Here is a 17,978-nt window from a genome sequence, read left to right on the forward strand (position 1 = left end):
GCTGGTCATGGCGTGGTGGCTCGTCGTACCCACGGCTCAGCGGGCGGCCGCCGAGCAGCCGGTCCCGCTCGACCGGCAGGGGCAGATCACCGACAAGGTGGGGGCGCTCGGCGACCAGCGGACCGCCGTGAGCCGGGCGCTCGACCGGCTCTACAACGAACGACGGGTGCAGCTCTTCGTCGTGTACGTACGTGACTTCTCCGGGCGCTCTCCGCAGAGTTGGGCCGACACCACCGCCACCCGCAACGGCCTCGGCCGTGACGACCTGCTGCTGGCGGTCGCGACCCACGACCGGCAGTACGCCTACTCCGCGGACATCGACTCGCCCCTCACCGCCGACCAGCTCGCCACGGTCGCCCGTACCGCCGTCGAGCCCGCACTGAGACAGAACGACTGGTCGGCGGCGGCGATCGGCGCCGCGGACGGATTCGACGCGGTGCTCGCGGGCCGGCCGGTGCCCAAGCCCGCCATCACCCCCGGGGTGGCGGACCCGGGCGGCCCGGCGGCCGACGGAGGCGCGGCGACCAATCTCGTGCTGCCCGTCGTCGTGGTGCTCGGGGCGGCGGCCATCGGGGCGTACACCTTCGCCAAACGCAAGCGGCGGATGGCGGCCCGTACGACACCGCACGGCGGGCGGCGGGGCGGCTGGAGCTCCCCCGGCGGTACGGAGGAGCCCGCGCCCACTCCGCTGCCCGAGCTCGACAGCCGGGCGAAGCAGGTCCTCGTCGAGACGGACGACGCGCTGCGCACCAGCCAGGAGGAACTGGGCTTCGCGACGGCGCAGTTCGGCGAGGAGGCGGCGGCGCCGTTCACCGATGCCGTGGCCTTCGCGAAGGGGCAGCTGACGCTCGCCTTCCGGCTGCGCCAGCAACTGGACGACGCCTTCCCGGAGGACGACCCGACCCGCCGCCGGATGCTGGACGAGATCATCTCCCGCTGTGCGGAGGCCAACGGCCGGCTGGACGCCGAGTCCGAGGGCTTCGACCGGCTCCGGGCGCTGGAACGGAACGCGCCGCGGGCCGTCGAGACGGTCGGGGCCACATTCCGCGAGCTGAACGGGCGGGTCGCGTCGGCGCGGGACACGCTCGCCGCGATGCGCGAGCGGTACGCCGACTCGGCCTCCGCGCCCGTCGCGGACAGCGTCACGCAGGCCGAGGACCGGCTCGTCTTCGCGTCCACCGCTCTGGACGAGGCCCGCGGCCTCACCGACGCGGGCGACAACGGCAGGGCCGCCGTGCATGTGCGGGCGGCGGAGGCGGCCGTCGGACAGACGGCCACGCTCGTCGAGACGGTCGAACGGCGCGCGCAGGAGCTGACGGAGGCCGCCGGGAAGCTTCCCGGCGCGCTGACCGAGACGGAGACGGATCTCGCGGACGCGCGCGGGCTGCTGAGGGGCACGACGCAGGGGGTGCCCACGGCCGATCTCCAGGGCCGGATCAGCCGCGCCGAGGCGGTGGTCTCGGGGGTACGGCGCGAGCTGGACTCCGGACGGTACGACCCGATCGACGCGCTGCGCCGGGTCGAGGAGGCGGACGCGGTCCTCGACGAGGCGCTGACCGGGGCGCGGGAGCGCGAGGCGGGCAGCCGCCGGGCCGGCACGCTCCTCGATCAGGCGATGTTCACGGCACGCTCGGCGATCGGCGCCGCCGCCGACTACATCGGCACGCATCGCGGGGCGGTCGGCAGCCAGGCACGTACCCGTCTGACGGAGGCGCAGCGGCGGCTGGAGCTGGCGCACGCCGCGTCGGTCTCGGGCGACGCGCAGGGCGCGCTGGCCGAGGCGCAGCGGGCGGACGCGCTGGCCAGGACGGCGCAGGACCTCGCCGAGCAGGACGTGCGGTCGTTCGGGAGCGGGTACGGCGGCGGAGGTGTCCAGGGAACGGGCGGCGGGCTCGGCGGCGCCGTGCTCGGCGGGATCCTCCTGGGCGGCCTGTTCGGTGGCGGGGGCGGCCTCGGTGGGGGCGGGGGGTTCGGCGGGGGTTACCGGGGCGGCGGGGGCTATCGGGGCGGCGGCGGCCCCGGCAGCTTCGGCGGCGGGGGTACGCGCGGCCGGATGGGCGGCGGCGGCCGGTTCTGACGTCATCACCACAGGATTTCCGTTTTCCCCACAAGGAGAAGAGCCATGACCAAGCAGACCATCCTCGGCCGGGTCAGCCAGCTGGCGAAGGCCAATATCAACGCCCTGCTGGACCAGGCGGAGGATCCGCAGAAGCTGCTGGACCAGCTGATCCGCGACTACACCAACAACATCGCCGAGGCGGAGGAGGCGGTGGCCGGCACCATCGGCAATCTGCGTCTGCTGGAGCAGGACCACACGGAGGATGTCGCCGCGGGCCGGGAGTGGGGCGAGAAGGCGCTCGCGGCCAGCAAGAAGGCGGACGAGCTGCGCTCGGCGGGGCACGCCGCGGACGCGGACACGTTCGACAATCTCGCCAAGGTGGCGCTGGAGCGGCAGCTCCAGTCCGAGAAGGAGGCGAGGACCGCGGAGCCCGCCATCGCCTCCCAGACGGAGGTCGTGGACAAGCTCAAGACCGGTCTGGAGCGGATGAGGGTGAAGCTGAACGAGCTGAAGGCGAAGCGTGACGAACTGGTGGCGCGGTCCAAGTCCGCCCAGGCGCACAACCGGATGATGGACGCCGTCAAGAACATCAACGTCCTGGACCCGACCAGTGACCTCGGCCGGTTCGAGGACAAGGTGCGGCGTGAGGAGGCGAGGGCGATGGGTAAGCAGGAGCTCGCCGCCTCGTCGCTGGACGCCCAGTTCGAGCAGTTGGACAGTCTCGGCGACCGCGCGGAGGTCGAAGCGCGGCTGGCGGCGCTGAAGAGCGGCTGACCGGCCGGGCCCTGCCCGTGCGGCCGTCCGCCCGGCCGGGCCCTGTGGAGCGTGCCGCCCCCGTCCGGCCCGGCCGGACGGGCGGCCGGGACCGGGTGTCAGAACATGCTCAGCAGCTGCTCGACGGTCGGCTCGGCCGACGAGTCACCGTCGGGCAGGGCCAGTTCGAACCAGACCGTCTTGCCGCGCGGCGTCCGGCGCGAACCCCACGCCGCGCTCAGCAGCCCGACCAGCTGGAGACCCCGGCCGCCCTCGTCGGTGTCGCGGGCCCGCCGCCGCCTCGGCTGCACCAGCCCCGCGTCCCACACCTCGCAGACGAGGGTACGGTCGCGCAGCAGCCGCAGCCGGATCTCGCCCTCGCCGTACCGCATGGCGTTGGTGACCAGCTCGCTGACCAGCAACTCCACGGTGTCCACCAGCGGTTCGAGATCCCAGGCGAGCAGCTGGGTACGGGCGAGTTCCCTGGCCCTTCCCACCGAGCGCGGCTCGCGGGGCAGCCGCCAGTCCCCGACCGCCTCGTCCGGCAGCCCCTGGATTCGGGCCATCAGGAGGGCGATGTCGTCCTCGCCGTGCCGGGTGTCGAGCGTGTTCAGTACGTGGTCGCAGACGTCCTCCAGCGGACGGGACGGATGGGCGAGAGCCGCGCGGAAGGCGCTCAGGCCCTCGTCCAGCGGCTGGTCCCTGGACTCGACCAGCCCGTCCGTGTAGAGCGCGAGCAGCGCGCCCTCCGTCACATCAACCTCCACCTGCTCGAACGGCTCGCCGCCCACGCCGAGCGGCATCCCGGGCGGCACGTCCAGCATCAGCGCCTCCTCGCCCGGTTCGACCAGGACGGGGGGCAGATGACCGGCGTTGGCGAACGTGCAGCGCCGGGTGACCGGGTCGTAGACGGCGTACACACAGGTGGCGAGATAGACCTCGGCGAGGTCCGCGTCGCGCGATTTGTGGGCGACGCGCGAGGCCTGCTGGGCGCCGCTCGGCGAGCCCAGTCCCCGGGCGATCTCGTCCAGCGCGGAGAGCACTTCCGCGGGCTCCAGATCGAGCAGCGCCAGCGTACGCACGGCCGTGCGCAGCTCACCCATGGCGACGGCGGCCCGCAGGCCGCGCCCCATGACGTCGCCGACGACCAGCGCGGTGCGGTGGCCGGGCAGTTCGATGACGTCGAACCAGTCGCCGCCCACTTCCGTGGCCGTGTTGCCGGGCAGATAACGGCAGGCGATGTCCAGTCCCGCGGCCTCCGGGTCACCGGGCGGGAGCAGGCTGCGCTGGAGGATCAGCGCGCGTTCGTGCTCCCGCCGGTAGAGACGGGCGTTGTCGATACAGACCGCGGCGCGCGCGGCGAGTTCCACGGCGAGCGCCCGGTCCCGCTCGCCGAACGGCTCGCTGCCCTTCGTACGGGAGAACTGGACGAGCCCGATGACGCTGTCGTGAGCGACCATCGGTACGGCGAACGTGGACTGTACGAGGCTGCCCGCCTCGCCGGGGATGGTCTGCACGCGGCCGGTGCGCAGCGCGTTCGCGCTGAGCGAGCTGAACGGGAACCGGTGGACGGCGCCGACGTCCGGCGGGACATATCCGTCGCCCTCGCCGCCGGGCCCGGTCAGCGGTACGTCGGAGACGGCGCTGGCGAAGGCGACCCGGCGCAGCCGGGCACTGCTGCCGCCGGAATCGGCCCGCGAGGAGCCCCAGCGTCCTGGCGGCGCCTCCTCGCCGGTGAGCAGGCTCTGGTAGAGGTCGACGGAGGCGAGGTCGCAGAAGCCGGGGACGGCCACGCCGAGCAGTTCGCGCGCGGTGGTCTCCAGGTCCAGGGAGTTGCCGATCCGGGCGCTGGCCTCGTTGAGGAGGGCGAGGTTACGGCGGGCGCTCGCGGCCTCCCTGGCGGCTATGTGACGGCGTGTGACATCGGTGCCGACCCCGGCGACCCCGATGGAGCGGCCGGAGCCGCTGTGTACGCGATAGAGGTTGATCGACCAGTGCCGGCGCTCCGAGTCGCCCGGCCGGGTGCCCACGATCTGGAGGTCGGTGACGGACTCCCCGGTCCTCAGGACGCGTTCCAGGGCGGCGGTCATCCGCTCGGCCTCGGGGCGGGAGAGATAGTCGTGGACCGTACGGCCGCGGTGGTCGTTGGCCCGGCCGCCGAAGACGGTGGCGAAGCGCTGGTTGGCGCGCTGCACCTTGAGGTGGGTGTCGAACAGCAGGAACCCAAAAGGAGATTGGCCAAAAATCGCCTGCGAGGAGGCGAGGTCGGTTTCGATCCGGCGCAGGGCTCTGACGTCGACGACGATACAGAGCGCGGCGCGTTCGCCACGCTCCGTCTCGCTCGGCATCACATAGACCTCGGCGAGCCCGTGCTGTCCGGCGTCGCCACCCGTACGGAACGGGACGAGGCCGGTCCATTCCTTGCCGTCCAGGATCTCCTTGACCTTGCGGTGCCCTCGCGACCGCTGGTCGGCGGGCATGAACACCTCGACCGGGTCACGGCCCCTGACCTCGTCGGCACCGACGCCGAACAGCTCGGCGGCCCGCTCGCTCCACTGGTCGACCAGCCCGTCCGGGCCGATCGAGAACGAAGCGACCTTGATGTAGTCATAGATCGAGCCGGGCGGACTGCTCTGCCATACGACGTCGGCGACGTCGCCCGTCGCCCCGGATATCTCGCTCACGCGACCGTCCCCTCCAGCTCACGCACCGGACCGGCCATTCCCGCAGTATTCAGCACTACGGCCCCAGCCGACACGGCGTTCACGATCACAGCACGGTCTCGTTCTTTTTGAGCCGAGTCCGCTGTGATCGTTCTCCCTTTCAGACTTCTAACCAGGGAGGGGCAGCTCGAACCACACGGTCTTACCAGTCTTCCCCCGGCGCGTGCCCCAACGCCGGGCCGAAACGGCCAGAAGCTGGAGTCCCCGGCCTCCCTCGTCGTCGGGACCGGCGGGACGTTCGGTGGGCGGATCGGGCAGCGGATCGGAGACTTCCACCAGCAGCGCGGCACGCTCCGTGACGGCGGCGCCGCTTCCGGCGCCGTCGGGACCACCCGGGTCTCCCGGTCCCGGCTCGACGGGGCGGACGGCGACCAGGACGCCGATCGGTCCCGAGGTGTAGCGCAGGGAATTGGTCACCAGCTCGCTCACCAGCAGGACCGCCATATCGCCGACCGACTGCGGCAGCCGCCAGGCGTGGAGCGTGTCACGGACGGCATGGCGGGCGGAGCGTACGGCATCGAGTTCGGCAGGGAAGGTCCATTCGGCGCATGCGCCACCCTCTGTGTCGATCAAGCCGATCACTTCCCCAGACCGACGGCAGGCCCGCGTCCCTTTTAGGGGGGTTAATCAGCACATACCCGATATCCATCGCGGCTACCGTCACAGCCTTCGCCACAGGGGATGTCCACCGGCACAAACGGACTACGCCCCCTGCGCACATGACGTACCGCTTGTCACACCGACGCGCACTCCTCGCGGACTCTCCATGCCCCGCTGCCGGCCCGACAGGCCCCAGGACAGGACCAAGTTCAGCAGGACCAGGTTCAGGGGGCCGGGCGGGTCGGCGCGGAGGCGGCGGGCAGTCGGCGGGCCGCCTCGGCCACGGCCGGCAGGTCCTGGTCGAGCCAGTCCACCGCGTGGATCTCGTCCGGTCCCAGCCAGCGGAGTTCGTCGTGGTCCTCCAGCGGCCGGGGCTCGCCGGAGAGCAGCCGGGCCGTCCATACCTGAAGCACATAGCCGGGCTTGAGCAGCCACTCACCGGGGATCCGCTCCACCGGCTCGGTCTCCACGCCGAGTTCTTCCCGCAACTCGCGGACCAGCGCCTGTTCGGGCGTCTCCCCCGGCTCCAGCTTGCCGCCGGGGAGCTCCCAGCGGCCGGCCAGCTCGGGGGGCGCGCTGCGCCGGGCGGCCAGCAGCCGCCCCCGGTCGTACACGGCGCCCGCCACCACCACACGATCAGTCATGCGCCGGAGCGTAACGCGCGCGCAACCATGGGCGTAACGCACGGCGCCCGCACAGGTCCTGGGCCCTGTCCGAGCTAGCCGGTGGTCTGGCCGACGCGCTCCACCCAGTAGATCCGCTGCTGTCCGCGGCCGTCGAGGCTCGCGACTATCTTCTGCGCCTCGTCCTGGGTGGCATATCTGCCGACGCGATAGCGGTTGCCGTTGTCGTCCTCCCGTATGACGAGCCACGGGAGCATGGCTCCGCCGTCGTTCATCGCGCTCCTCCCGCCGCCGACCTGCATCTCTCCGAAGATCCACAGGAAACCGCATTACGCATATGCCGGAGCCTACGCCTGACCTTCACGGAGCGGATGCGTGTTTGTACAAAGAGATACGCATCCAGCCAAGAAAACGCCGAAAACCGGGGCGGCGACCGGCTGCGCACGCCCCCTGCCGTTTCGCGCGCCCGATCGGGCGCCGGGGCCGATCGGCCCGTACGCGCCGTCAACTCCCCGTGCGCGCCGGGCCGTCGGTCACACGGCCGGGCCGCCGGTCACTTGACGGAGAGGTGGTACGCGATGCGGTACCGGTCCGCGGGAACGACGACCTCCGCGGTCTCCACGGCCCTCCCTGACGCGTAGTACGTCCGCTCCAGGACCATCACGACATGGCCGGGCACCCCGCCGAGCGCCATGAGCTCCTCCGCCAGCCCGGGGCGCGCGCCGACCTCCTCCAGCACGTTGTCCACGACGATGTCGATGGCCGCCATCCGCTCGACCACCCCGCAGCCGCCGAGCGGCCCCTCCTCGGGCAGCATCACCGGCGTACGCCCCGTGACCGCCAGGGGCTCCCAGGAGGTGGAGAGCATCATCGGCTCGCCCGCTTCCCGGAAGACATAGTGCGTACGCATCACGCGGTCGCCCGGCTCGATCCCCAGCCGGGCGGCGATCTCCGGGCCGGCCTGGTCCTGCTCGCTGCGGGACTCCCAGGTGCCCCGCGTGCCCGTCGCCGCCTGCTCCTGACGGAACGGACTGGAGCCGGACGGCGGCCGGTATCCGGACCGGGCGATCCGGCGGGGGACGGGGCGCTCACGGACATACGTACCGGACCCGGAGCGGCCCTCGACCAGCCCCTCGGCCATCAGCACCTTGCGCGCCTCCAGCGCGACCGTGTCCGAGACGCCGTACTCCTCGCGGATACGGGCCTGCGAGGGCAGCCGGGTATGCGGCGGCAGTGCGCCATTGGCGATCTTCTCGCGTAGATCGCTCGCAACGCGGAGATAGGCGGGCTGCTCACCGAAGGCCACGGGCCACTCCCATCAGGTTGACAGACAGCAACAGCGTGGCAACCGTCGGTTGATCACCGCAAGCATGGGCCAGAGTTTCACCCGAAGTGATGACTTGCGTTTAAGCAGGCACTTACCGCAGGTACGCCCCGGGGCGACCCGATCCCGCACCGGGCGCACCACCGGGCACGGCCGCGCGCCGCGGAGCAAGCGCGATACGCCCCGCGCTCCGCGTACTCCCCGCGCGCCGTGCGCGCCGTGAAACTGCGATGCTGGCGGTCATGACCACGATGTACGTCTGCCCGGCCGACGGGACCCGCTCACCAGTCGATTCGCTCGCCTGGTGCTGCCCCGTCTGCCGGGGCCCCTGGGACCTGGACTTCGAGGCATCACCCGTACCGCTGAAGTCCCTTGCCGCCCGGGTCGATTCGCTCTGGCGGTACGAGGAGGCGCTGCCGCTCGCCGCGCCGGTCACGACGCTCGGCGAGGGCCGTACCCCGCTCGTACCGCTGACCTCGTCCGTCTCCGCCAAGCTCGACTTCCTGATGCCGACGCTGTCCTTCAAGGACCGCGGCGCGGTGATGCTCGCCGAGCTGGCACGGCGGCTCGGCCCCGAGCGGGTGATCGCCGACAGCAGCGGCAACGCGGGCACGGCGATCGCGGCGTACTGCGCGCGGGCCGGGCTGCCCTGCACGGTGTACGTGCCGGAGGCCACCTCGGCCAAGAAGACCGAGCAGATCCGGGCCCACGGCGCGCGCCTCGAACGCGTCCCGGGCGACCGTGAGGCCACCGCGCGGGCCGCCCGCGCCGCCGCCGACGAGCCGGGCACGTTCTACGCGAGCCATGTCCACAACCCGTACTTCGCGCACGGCACCAAGACCTATGTCTACGAGCTGTGGGAAGACCTCGGCGGACGGCTCCCGGCGACGATCGTCGTACCCGTCGGCAATGGCACCCTGCTCCTGGGCGCGGCGCTCGCGATCGCCGAACTGTCCGCGCACGGGCTCATCGACGAACGCCCCGCGCTGATCGCCGTCCAGGCCGAGGCGGTCTCACCGCTGGCGACCGCGTTCCGCGCGGGCGCCGAGGAACTGGGCGCGCCGGCCGAGAGCGCTCCGACCCTGGCCGAGGGCATCGCCATCCCGAACCCGCCGCGCGCCCGGCAGATCCTGCGGGCCGTACGGGCCTCGGGCGGCACCTTCCGTACCGTGACCGAGGACCAACTGCGCGCCGCCCAGCTCGACCTGGCCTCCCGGGGGCTGTTCGTGGAGTCCACCGCCGCCGCCTGCTGGGCGGCGGTACGCGACGGAGCCGGCGGGACGGACGGCGCCGACCGGGCCGACGGGGCCGACCGGGCCGGTCTCTCCGTCGTCGTACCGCTGTGCGGGGCGGGCGCGAAGACCGGCCTCGCGCCGGTGGCCGGGGCTGGTGGTCAGTCCGCCCAGTAGGTGTCGTGCCTGATGTAGAAGGCGGACCGTTCCTCCTCCGTCATCCGGCCGACCGTGGAGACCTTTTCGAAGTACTCCTCCCGGGGCGCCCCCGGCGCGAACAGGATCAGGACCGACGCCGGTTCGTCCGCGTCGTTGCGGAAGCCGTGCAGCCCGCCCGGCGGCACGTACAGGAAGTCGCCCTTCTCCGCGTCGATCCAGCCCTCCCCGGTGTAGAGCCGTACCGTCCCGTCGAGTACGTAGAAGGACTCCGAGATCGTCTTGTGGAAGTGCGGGCCCGGCCCGCCGCCGTGCGGCGCCATGTCCATCCGGTACAGCCCGAACTCGCCCCCGGTGGACTGCGAGGACGCCACGAAATGGGTCCGGCCGCCGGACGGTGAGCGCACGTCTGCGGGGGTGTCGGCGGGCCGGTGGACCACATGGATCTCACCCTGGTCGCCGGTGTAGCGGGGCTCCGGGTACGACATGTCCTCTGCTCCCATCAGCCTGTTCGGCCGTTCGGCCGTTCGGCCGTTCGGCACGCGCGCCGTGCGCACCCGCACCGTACCGGCCGTTCCCACGGTTCCCACGGTCGTCCCGTGAGGGACACCGCCTGGTCGAGAGCCGGTCGAACGCTGGGCGTTCCCCGGGACAGGCCTTCACCCGCGAGGGGAGCCGGTGCTTCGCTGGCAGCGTGACCGCATACGGATCGAGGCCATGTGGACGCCGCTAGCGTGACCGCCCCGGTGGTCGCGGTCGTCGGGGTCGTCGGGACGCTCCTGTCCGCGCTGCTGACCCAGCGCGCGGCGGACCGCGGCCGGCAGCGCGAGCAGGAGCGCGTCGAGCGGCTGCGGGAGCGACGCGTCGAGACCGAGGAGCGGCGCTCGGGCTATGTAGCGCTCAACACCGCCGCCCGGCAGTATCTGGCGGCCCTCACGGACCAGTTGCACGCGCTGGGCCGCGACGAGGACCGACGGCCCGCGCGGCAGCGGCTCATCGAGGCCCGCGATCTGCACCGGGACGTGTACGCGGAGGCCCAGATGCGCATGCCGGAGCCGGTCCTCGGCATCACGGCCGAGGTCAGCCACGGGCTCGGGGCGGTGTACGGCAGGCTCAGGCGCCTGGACGACGGTGTCCCGCGCCCCGACGACTCACCGGCCGCCGCGCAGGCCGACATCGACAGGCTGTGGGAGCGGCTGCGGGAGATGCGGCGGAAGATGCGGGCCGATCTGGGCACGTCCGCGGCGGATTCCGCGGATTCCGGGCGTTGACGTGAATCGGGCGGCGCGATGCGCGAGTCGGCGCCATCATGACTGTTCCGCGAGGAAGTTGGCGTACACACCGGCGACGGACGGCGGGTTCGGAGGAGGCACGTGAACGACGGGGAGAGCGGGAGCGTCCAGGGGCTGCGCGTCTGGGTGATGGACGCCACGGAGCGGGCCAAGCGGCTGATCCCGGTTTCGGGAGGAACGGTGGCGCCCCCGGACGCGTACGACAGCTCGGTGGCCGAACTCACCGCGCTAGCCGGTCTGTTGGACCATGAACCCCCGCTGCGCGGTGCCGTGACGGTGTGGCTCGGGGCCGTACTCGCCACGCGGTATGTCGCCGGAGACGGTGCGCCGGAGGACCGGGAACGTGCGCGACGGCTGCTGCGGGACGCGCGGGATCGGGAGACGGCGGTCGGGGCGGGGACCGATGAGGAGGTCAGGCGGTGGGCCGCGCTGTTCCTGCTGATGCTGGTGATGCCCATCCGAGAAATGGGGGGCGGATTCGGGCAGGAGCTCAATCACTTCGCCGCCGTCGACTGGTTGGTACGGCACAAGGGTGAGGAGATGGCCGATGCCACCACCGAGATGCGCGCGCTCTTGGCCGAGACGGCGGGGCTGCCGGTGCCGCCGGACCTCGTGAGGCCGTTCCGGCAGATGGACAGCATGCTCTCGGCGCTCTCGGGGAAGCGGCTCCGCCCTGAGGACGTGGAGCAGTTCGCGGACATGATGCCTCCGGATTATCCGCACTCGAACCAGCTGCGATTGATGGCCGCCCTGATGTCGGAGATGTCGGGGTCCACCACGGGTGCGGAACGCGCCGACCCGCCACGGCAGGAGGAGCCACGCCCGGAGCCGGAGCCGGGCCCGATCCCGGCTTCCGGCGACGCGGATGCCGACGCAGACGCCGACGCAGACGCCGTCGCCTTGGAGGCCGTCTTCCCCCTTGTCTTCGGCCTCTGGGACGCTCTGCGGCGCGGCGACTCGGAAACGTACAACCAGTACCTCGGGCGCATGCGCACCGCGCACACGAAGCTGCCGCCGGGCCATGAGATGGCCACCCTCCTTGAGGCCCAGATCGGTCTCCTGCTGCAAATGAGCGAGGGCGTCGGTGGCAATCGCCAGGATCAGTCGGCCGCCGACGCGTACAGGAAAACGGTGGCCGACAACCTCCACCAGGTCGCGGCTCACTCCACGCATCCCGTGGCCGCCGAATTCTCTTTCCTGGCACGCGTGTTCACCCTGTCCGATCAGGCGCACGAGGCCAACACAGCGAGGGACGCGGACGCGGTCGGCTCCCTCGTGGATGAACTCGCCGCGCTCGAAGCGGGCATCCCGCGAGGCAGCCTGTCCCGCTTCCTGGCCCAGATGGCCCACGCGGACGCTCTCACCGACCTCGGCAGGCTCACCAACGACCAGGACATGGTGCTGCGGGGCGTCGCGTACCAGGAGAAGGCCTTGGCGGACAGCCCCGCGTTCGTCCAAGAACAACTCGCGTCGATCTTGACCGACATCGCCGCCACTCGGGCGGCCATCACCGGCGACCCGGATCTGATCCAGGTTCCGACCCTCTCTCCCCATCCCCCGCACACCTCGGTGATCGACCTGTACAGCTCGGTGCTGTCCCTGTTCACGCGGTACGACCTCACCGACGACCCCGCGGATCTCGACGCCGCCATCGCCACGCTGGAGCAGATCCGCGATCGCGTCCGGCAGGGACAAACACCGCAGGGCGCCGCCTCCCTCGTGTGGCAGCTGGCGGGGACGTACTGGATCCGTTGGTCCATCAGCGGCAGTCCCGCGGATCACACCGCCGCCACGGCCACCGCGATCGAGTCCCTGCTCACGCTCGCCGCCGACGTCGTGCTCCAACTCGGCCCCGAACATGGCTTGCTGGCCGCGCGCTCCGGTGCCACCCGAGGCGTGCAGACGGCCCTCTGGGCCGCCTCGCACTACCGGGTGGAGGAGGCCCTGACCGCCCTGGAGCTGGGCCGCGCCCTGGTGTTGCAGACGGCGTCCACCTCTCGGGCCGTACCCGAACTCCTTGAGGCGCGCGGGCACCACGAGCTGGCCGAAGCGTGGCGGGCCTCCGGCGCGTCCGGCGCGTCCGAGGCGTCCGAGGCGTCCGACGCCGCGACGCTCGGCGGGCTCCCCGGCGAGCTGCCGAGCACCCTGCGCCGCCAGGCGCTCGAAGCCCTCGGCTACCGAGAGCAAGGAAGCCTGTTCACCACTCCCACGCTGGAAGAACTCTCGGACGGGGTCGCTTACAGCGGGGCCGACGCGCTCGTCTATCTGCTCCCCGGTGAGGGTCAGGCCGAGGGCATGGGGATCATCGTGGGCGCCGACACCTGGGTCGCGGGCGGGCTGCCGCTGCTGTCCGGGGCCGAGAGCGGCCCTCTGGAGCGCTACCTCGACGCGGCCACCGCCCGTTCCGACAACGGGCACGACCCCGCTGCCGAACGTGTCTGGGAGGACGCCCTTTCGGACCTGTGCGACTGGGCGTACCAGGCCATCTCCCCCGTGTTCGAGGTCATCACGGAACAACTCGCGGCCGATGGGAGCCGGCTCACCGACCGCTCCGGCCCGCCCAGGATCGTCCTGGTGCCCTGCGGCCGACTCGGCATCGTCCCCTGGCATGCCGCGCGCCTCCCGGAGGAGGCAGCCCACGAATACGCCTGTCAGGCCATGGTCATCACGTACGCGGCGTCCGGCACTCAGTTCCTGCGCACGGTGAAGCGCACGCGGCGTGACCCGGCCGCCGCCCCGGTCCTGGTGGCCGACCCTCGCATGGACCTGACGCACGCCGAGCGCGAGGTCGCGGCGCTCCACGAGACGTTCTATCCGCGGGCGCGCGTGTACGGGGAGTTCTTCGAGCCGTCCGTGGAGCCGGAGTCCGCGGGGACGCCCGACGAACTTCTCGCACTCCTCGCCGACGCGCCCTCGCTGCTCCATGTGGCCTCCCACGGATCGGCGGGGGTGCGTCCGACGCTGTCGGCCCTGCATCTCGCGTTCCCCGGCCGCACGGGCGAACTGTCCGCCGCCGAGGGCGGCCCGGGGGCCGAGCCGGACCTGGGGATGCTGACCGTGACCCGGCTGCTCGACCAGACGATCAGTGAACTGGCCTTCGGCGACGGGCCGTTGGTGGTCCTGAGTGCCTGTCAGACCGACCTGAGCACCCGTGACCACGATGAGGCGCTGACCCTGACGACGGCGTTCGTCTCGGCCGGTGCACGCGATGTGGTCGGGTCGCGGTGGACGACCCGGGACGGCGCGTCGGCGCTGATGATGGCGGTGTTCCACCACTACGTGGCGCTTGAGGGGCGGAGTCCCGTCGACGCGCTCAGGGCCGCTCAGATGTGGATGCTCGACCCCCATCGCCGGAATCCGGGCTCGCTGAGCGGCGATCTGCTGAGTGACATGGAACGACCTGGGCTCGACCGTCTGCCGGTCTGGGCCCCATTCATCCACCAGGGCCATCCGGGCCCGGGAAATCCGCGGGAGAGGACCGCATGAATCCGGAGGAACTGCTCGACCTGATCGGCGAGCATCGGGACAGTGTCCGCGAAAAGCTCGACGACGAGCAGCACGAGCTGCTGCTCGCCAGGGTGCGGGCGCTCGCCGACACGGCGCGGGACGACAACAAAGCGGTCCGCAAGGCACTTCAGGGCGTACGGCTCGCCCTGCTTCCACTGCCGTTCGACCATCCGGTGCAGCTGGCGATGGACTCCTTCCGGCTTGCCGGACCGCCGGTCGGACCGCCGGTCGTGACGGGAGCGCGGGAGCTGCTGACGCGGCTCGTGGGCCGCCCCTCGATCTCTCCGGACACCGCGCTGATCGTCGCCGCCGTGCGGCGCAGACTGCTCCGGACGCCCTCGCTCTCGGCGGAGGAGGCGCGCGCCCGGTTCGCCGGGGCGGCACCGCCGCTCGAACTGATCCGGCTGGCGGATCCCGAACGCGGCGACCGTTACCCCGACTTCCAGTTCCCGGCCGATGACGGCACCCCGCACGGCGTCGTCCTCCAGGTCAACCGCATCCTCCTCGCCGACATCGATCCCTGGGGCGCCGCCGACTGGTGGCTCAGCAGTAACACCTGGCTGGGCGGCCCGCCCGCCTCGCTCCTCGGCGCACTGCCTGACCAGCAGCTGGTCGGCGCGGCCTCGGCGCTGGTGGAGGGGGACGGATGACCGGCACCTTCTCCCCTTCCGAGTACGAGTTGCGGCCCCACCGCCATGTGCTCCCGGCCGGCACGGAACTGTGGCGGGCACACGCGGCCAAGCGGCCCGCCGGACAGTTCAACACGGTCAGCGTGGACGCGCACTTCGGTGGCAATCGCTTCGACGGCACGCCGTACGACCCGTACCCCTATCTGTATGTGGCCGACAGTCCGGCCACCGCGCTCGCCGAAACGCTGCTGCGCTCGATGGAGTTCGACAGGGAGTCGAGGATGCGCCTCATTCCCTTCGCCGCGGTCAGGGGCAAGTCGCTGAGCGTGGTGCGGACCCGGTGCGAGGTGAACCTCGTGTCCCTGGTCACCGAGGCCGATCTGGCCGCCGTCTGCCAGGACTCCTGGCTCCTTGAGGACGAGGGGGAGCGCTACGCGAAGACGCGGCGCTGGGCGAGCGAGATCCGGACCCAGGCGCCCGATGCCATGGGACTGATCTGGCAGTCCCGGCGCAACCGTCCTCATCGCGCTCTGGTGCTCTTCGGTGACCGCTTCGAGAGCTGTGGGGGCGAGTCGCTGGACGGGGTGCCGCTCGGTGGCATCCCGGATCTCGGCTCGCCGTCCGGTGGGACGGAAGCCAACCGGCTGCTCGCGCCGCTGCGAGCGGCGATCGTGCCGCCGTGGTCGGACTGATACGCGCGACACACGCGGACCGGCTCCCCGGCTCCCCGGCCGGGGTTCACCCCGCTGGCCAGGATTCACCCCGCTCCCGACCAGTCCCCGACCGGACGGTCCGATTGACTGGAGTTATGGGTCCGGCAACGCGGGGAGCCAGTGAACTGCCCCTGGGTGTCCGGGAGTTGACGACTGAGCCCGCTTTGGCCGGGTACCCCTCGGGCCATCAAGGCGGAACAGAGGCAGGGGCGGATATGGGATCCATCAAGGGTGGTGCCGGGTGCGTACGTTGCTACAGGCCGCTCTGAGACGGCGCCGCGACCATGCCGCTCTCTCCCGGAGCTGACGAGATACGGTCCGGCCCGGTGGTGCGCTGCCCGGTCTGTCTCCACCCGGACCAGGGCGAACGACGCTGTCGGGGGTGCGGATTCCTGCTCGCCGGGGACCCGGTCCTGGGGGCCGCGACCGAGGAGGACCACCGGGCCGCGGCGGCCGAACTGGCCGCCGCCGCGCATGCCTGGGACCTCGACGCGGCCCGGCGCTCGCCGGGCGATCCGGCCGAGCGGGCGGAGATCGCCGGGCTGCTCCGCCCGGCGCCCTCCGGTATCCCGGCCCCCATCCCGTACCCCGCCGATGTCCGGCACCCCGCCGGCGGCCCCGGCCACGCGGGAACCCCGGGCTCCTCGGTGGCGGCCGGGCCGTCCGCCCTGGCCGATCTGCTGACCGGGCTCACCACCGGTGGGCCACCCGAGGTGCTGTTCGTCGAGTTCGGCACCCAACGGGCGGCAGTGGTACGGGCGTTCGTCGACGCCGCAGGTCTGCCGCACGCGCTGCCGTACGCCGAGACCTCCTGGGCCGAGCTGGTCCCCGGGCTCGGCCCAGGGGAAGCCCTGCGCCGCTTCCGGCTCGCCGGCGGTGTGGGCACCGTCGAGCCGGTGGACCGCCTGGACTTCGACCGGGCCGTGCGCGGCTGGCTGCGCACTGTCGTGCCCGGCGCGTACGAGGGGACGGGCACCCGTACCACCGCGGTGGTACTGCTGCGTGGCGGCACCGGCTGGACTCTTCTCGACCGGGCCGCCGCCGTGCTGCGTGAAACCCACGCGCCGAGTGCCGAGAGCGCCCCGGACCCCGCGCCCGGTCCGGGCACGGGGTCCGCCGTCATGGCCCGGGTCCGCCGACTGCTGCGCGGCGTGCCGCTGCGCGAACCGCACACCCTGCTCCTGGCACGGGCCGGAACCGGCGCGGGTGACCACGTTCCGGTGGAACTCGATCACCACGTCCTGTTCGAGGCAGGTCTGCGGCTCGCGCCCGGTGAGACCCGGACGGTCACGGTCACCGTGCACGGCGGCCCCCCGGTGCTGCCCCCGCCGCACGGGGCGGGAGCCCCGGCGGGCGGCTCCGCCGCGCCGTCCGAGACCCTGCTCGTCGTACTGCCGCTGCTCGCCGGTCACTACCGCCCGGAGAACAGCCGCCCCCCGCTCTTCGACCTGCCCCGTGCCGAACTGCCCGCGCTCGGCTCCGCGCGCCTCACCTTCGTCCTGCGTGGACCGGGCGAGATCGAGGTACGCACGGGCGGCGGAGACACCCTGGCCGGGGCACCGGACGGACGGAAACCGGACCTGCGCGCCCTGATCCATGGCGTACCGCGCTACCTTCGGCGGCCCCGGTCCCTGGAGCTCATCTGCGCGGTGGAGATGTCCGGCACCGACCGGGCCGAGGTCGCCGAGCGCGTCGGTTTCACGAGCGACCTGATCCGCGCCGCGGAGCGCCACAGCGGCGCGGGCGGCGGGCTACGGGTCGCGGTGATCGGCTACTACCACCACGCGCCGCGCAACGAGCACCAGCGGGACCGGGACCTCATCACGTACCTGCGGCCCGGGCCGCCCGACCGGGCACAACGGCAACTGCGGGAGCTGCCCCCGGAGATACTGCCCCGGGACACCCTCACCTCCTCGCTGGAGGACGCGCTCAGGACCGCCGCCAAAATGGCCGCGGGACGGCGCGCCGAGCCGGTCACCCAAGCGCTCCTGGTGGTCGGCCGCCGGCCGCCGGCGCTGCCCTCGCAGGACGGTCTGGTGCCCGGCTGCCCGCGCGCCGTGGACTGGCGGGAGCAGCTGGGGACCCTGCGCCACCAGGGCGTGCGGGTCGGCGTCCGGGCCGAGCCTTTCGCCGTGCCCGCCGCGCCCGGGGTGCCCAGCGGGGAGCTGCTGCGCCACTACCTCACCCGTACCTGGCAGGACCTGACGGGCGCGGACCACCTCCACTTCCGGCCCGGCACCGACTCGGCGGAGCGGGCGGCACTCGCCTTCAGCGCCGAACGGGCACGCGACACCGACGGCTGCCCGCTGGCGTTCGCCGCGCCCCCGCTGCCCCCACGCCCATCCGACCTATCTGGGAGCTGACCCA

General features: G+C 72.4%; 14 protein-coding genes. 8 read left to right on the forward strand and 6 right to left on the reverse strand.

Translation table 11 applies throughout. The features are described 5' to 3' along the window. The first annotated feature begins 7 nt into the window (after positions 1 to 7). A complete protein-coding gene (locus ACFRMN_RS11875; RefSeq protein WP_383017253.1) occupies positions 8 to 2,077 on the forward strand; it encodes a TPM domain-containing protein in 2,070 nt (689 codons plus the stop codon). A gap of 45 nt (positions 2,078 to 2,122) precedes the next feature. After that, positions 2,123 to 2,833: a PspA/IM30 family protein gene (locus ACFRMN_RS11880; protein ID WP_383017070.1), complete on the forward strand. Its 711-nt coding sequence runs from the start codon at positions 2,123 to 2,125 to the stop codon at positions 2,831 to 2,833. A gap of 98 nt (positions 2,834 to 2,931) precedes the next feature. Here the strand turns inward: ACFRMN_RS11880 and ACFRMN_RS11885 are convergent, their stop codons facing one another. The 5 genes from ACFRMN_RS11885 to ACFRMN_RS11905 form a co-directional block, all read right to left on the reverse strand. Then, on the reverse strand, positions 2,932 to 5,496 hold the full coding sequence (locus ACFRMN_RS11885) for a SpoIIE family protein phosphatase (protein ID WP_383017073.1): 2,565 nt from the start codon (positions 5,494 to 5,496) through the stop codon (positions 2,932 to 2,934). 147 nt (positions 5,497 to 5,643) lie between these two features. Beyond that, positions 5,644 to 6,117 (reverse strand): ATP-binding protein, encoded by a 474-nt coding sequence (locus tag ACFRMN_RS11890; RefSeq protein ID WP_383017076.1) that lies wholly within the window; start codon positions 6,115 to 6,117, stop codon positions 5,644 to 5,646. A gap of 242 nt (positions 6,118 to 6,359) precedes the next feature. After that, entirely contained in the window at positions 6,360 to 6,779 is a 420-nt protein-coding gene (locus tag ACFRMN_RS11895; protein WP_383017079.1) for a (deoxy)nucleoside triphosphate pyrophosphohydrolase, read from the reverse strand. Positions 6,780 to 6,853: 74 nt separating this feature from the next. Then, positions 6,854 to 7,033: an SPOR domain-containing protein gene (locus ACFRMN_RS11900; RefSeq protein ID WP_383017082.1), complete on the reverse strand. Its 180-nt coding sequence runs from the start codon at positions 7,031 to 7,033 to the stop codon at positions 6,854 to 6,856. 278 nt (positions 7,034 to 7,311) lie between these two features. Further along, positions 7,312 to 8,064, reverse strand: coding sequence for a GntR family transcriptional regulator (locus ACFRMN_RS11905; RefSeq protein WP_383017085.1), 753 nt, complete (start codon positions 8,062 to 8,064; stop codon positions 7,312 to 7,314). A 260-nt stretch (positions 8,065 to 8,324) separates the two neighbouring features. On the opposite strand from ACFRMN_RS11905, the gene ACFRMN_RS11910 reads away from it, so the two are divergent. Further along, a complete protein-coding gene (locus ACFRMN_RS11910) occupies positions 8,325 to 9,491 on the forward strand; it encodes a threonine synthase (protein WP_383017087.1) in 1,167 nt (388 codons plus the stop codon). On the opposite strand, the gene ACFRMN_RS11915 is transcribed toward ACFRMN_RS11910, so the two are convergent. Next, positions 9,476 to 9,958, reverse strand: a complete 483-nt coding sequence (locus ACFRMN_RS11915) for a cupin domain-containing protein (protein ID WP_383017255.1) — start codon at positions 9,956 to 9,958, stop codon at positions 9,476 to 9,478. The genes ACFRMN_RS11910 and ACFRMN_RS11915 overlap by 16 nt on opposite strands. Positions 9,959 to 10,204: 246 nt before the next feature. Between ACFRMN_RS11915 and ACFRMN_RS11920 the strand changes: the two genes are divergently transcribed. The 5 genes from ACFRMN_RS11920 (at position 10,205) to ACFRMN_RS11940 (ending at position 17,974) form a co-directional block, all read left to right on the forward strand. Then, positions 10,205 to 10,741 (forward strand): hypothetical protein, encoded by a 537-nt coding sequence (locus ACFRMN_RS11920; RefSeq protein ID WP_383017090.1) that lies wholly within the window; start codon positions 10,205 to 10,207, stop codon positions 10,739 to 10,741. 102 nt (positions 10,742 to 10,843) lie between these two features. Further along, complete coding sequence (locus tag ACFRMN_RS11925; RefSeq protein WP_383017093.1) at positions 10,844 to 14,248, forward strand: CHAT domain-containing protein; 3,405 nt, start codon at positions 10,844 to 10,846, stop codon at positions 14,246 to 14,248. Then, the gene (locus ACFRMN_RS11930; RefSeq protein ID WP_383017096.1) at positions 14,245 to 14,919 is read left to right on the forward strand and encodes a hypothetical protein; all 675 of its coding nucleotides are present in this window, start codon (positions 14,245 to 14,247) and stop codon (positions 14,917 to 14,919) included. The genes ACFRMN_RS11925 and ACFRMN_RS11930 overlap by 4 nt, the downstream gene beginning before the upstream one ends. Then, positions 14,916 to 15,590 carry an RES family NAD+ phosphorylase gene (locus tag ACFRMN_RS11935; RefSeq protein ID WP_383017099.1) on the forward strand — a complete coding sequence of 225 codons (675 nt, stop codon included), beginning with the start codon at positions 14,916 to 14,918 and terminating at the stop codon, positions 15,588 to 15,590. The genes ACFRMN_RS11930 and ACFRMN_RS11935 overlap by 4 nt, the downstream gene beginning before the upstream one ends. A 305-nt stretch (positions 15,591 to 15,895) precedes the next feature. Next, the gene (locus ACFRMN_RS11940; protein ID WP_383017102.1) at positions 15,896 to 17,974 is read left to right on the forward strand and encodes a hypothetical protein; all 2,079 of its coding nucleotides are present in this window, start codon (positions 15,896 to 15,898) and stop codon (positions 17,972 to 17,974) included. Positions 17,975 to 17,978 lie beyond the last annotated feature (4 nt).

Origin of the sequence: Streptomyces sp. NPDC056835 (assembly GCF_042789485.1) — a bacterium.
Lineage (GTDB): Bacteria > Actinomycetota > Actinomycetes > Streptomycetales > Streptomycetaceae > Streptomyces.

Coding starts and splice junctions, on each gene's coding strand:
- ACFRMN_RS11910 (WP_383017087.1), top strand. CDS start 8,325: ATGACCACGATGTACGTCTGCCCGGCCGACGGGACCCGCTCACCAGTC.
- ACFRMN_RS11895 (WP_383017079.1), bottom strand. CDS start 6,779: ATGACTGATCGTGTGGTGGTGGCGGGCGCCGTGTACGACCGGGGGCGG.
- ACFRMN_RS11930 (WP_383017096.1), top strand. CDS start 14,245: ATGAATCCGGAGGAACTGCTCGACCTGATCGGCGAGCATCGGGACAGT.
- ACFRMN_RS11880 (WP_383017070.1), top strand. CDS start 2,123: ATGACCAAGCAGACCATCCTCGGCCGGGTCAGCCAGCTGGCGAAGGCC.
- ACFRMN_RS11935 (WP_383017099.1), top strand. CDS start 14,916: ATGACCGGCACCTTCTCCCCTTCCGAGTACGAGTTGCGGCCCCACCGC.
- ACFRMN_RS11940 (WP_383017102.1), top strand. CDS start 15,896: ATGCCGCTCTCTCCCGGAGCTGACGAGATACGGTCCGGCCCGGTGGTG.
- ACFRMN_RS11900 (WP_383017082.1), bottom strand. CDS start 7,033: ATGAACGACGGCGGAGCCATGCTCCCGTGGCTCGTCATACGGGAGGAC.
- ACFRMN_RS11915 (WP_383017255.1), bottom strand. CDS start 9,958: ATGTCGTACCCGGAGCCCCGCTACACCGGCGACCAGGGTGAGATCCAT.
- ACFRMN_RS11875 (WP_383017253.1), top strand. CDS start 8: ATGGCGTGGTGGCTCGTCGTACCCACGGCTCAGCGGGCGGCCGCCGAG.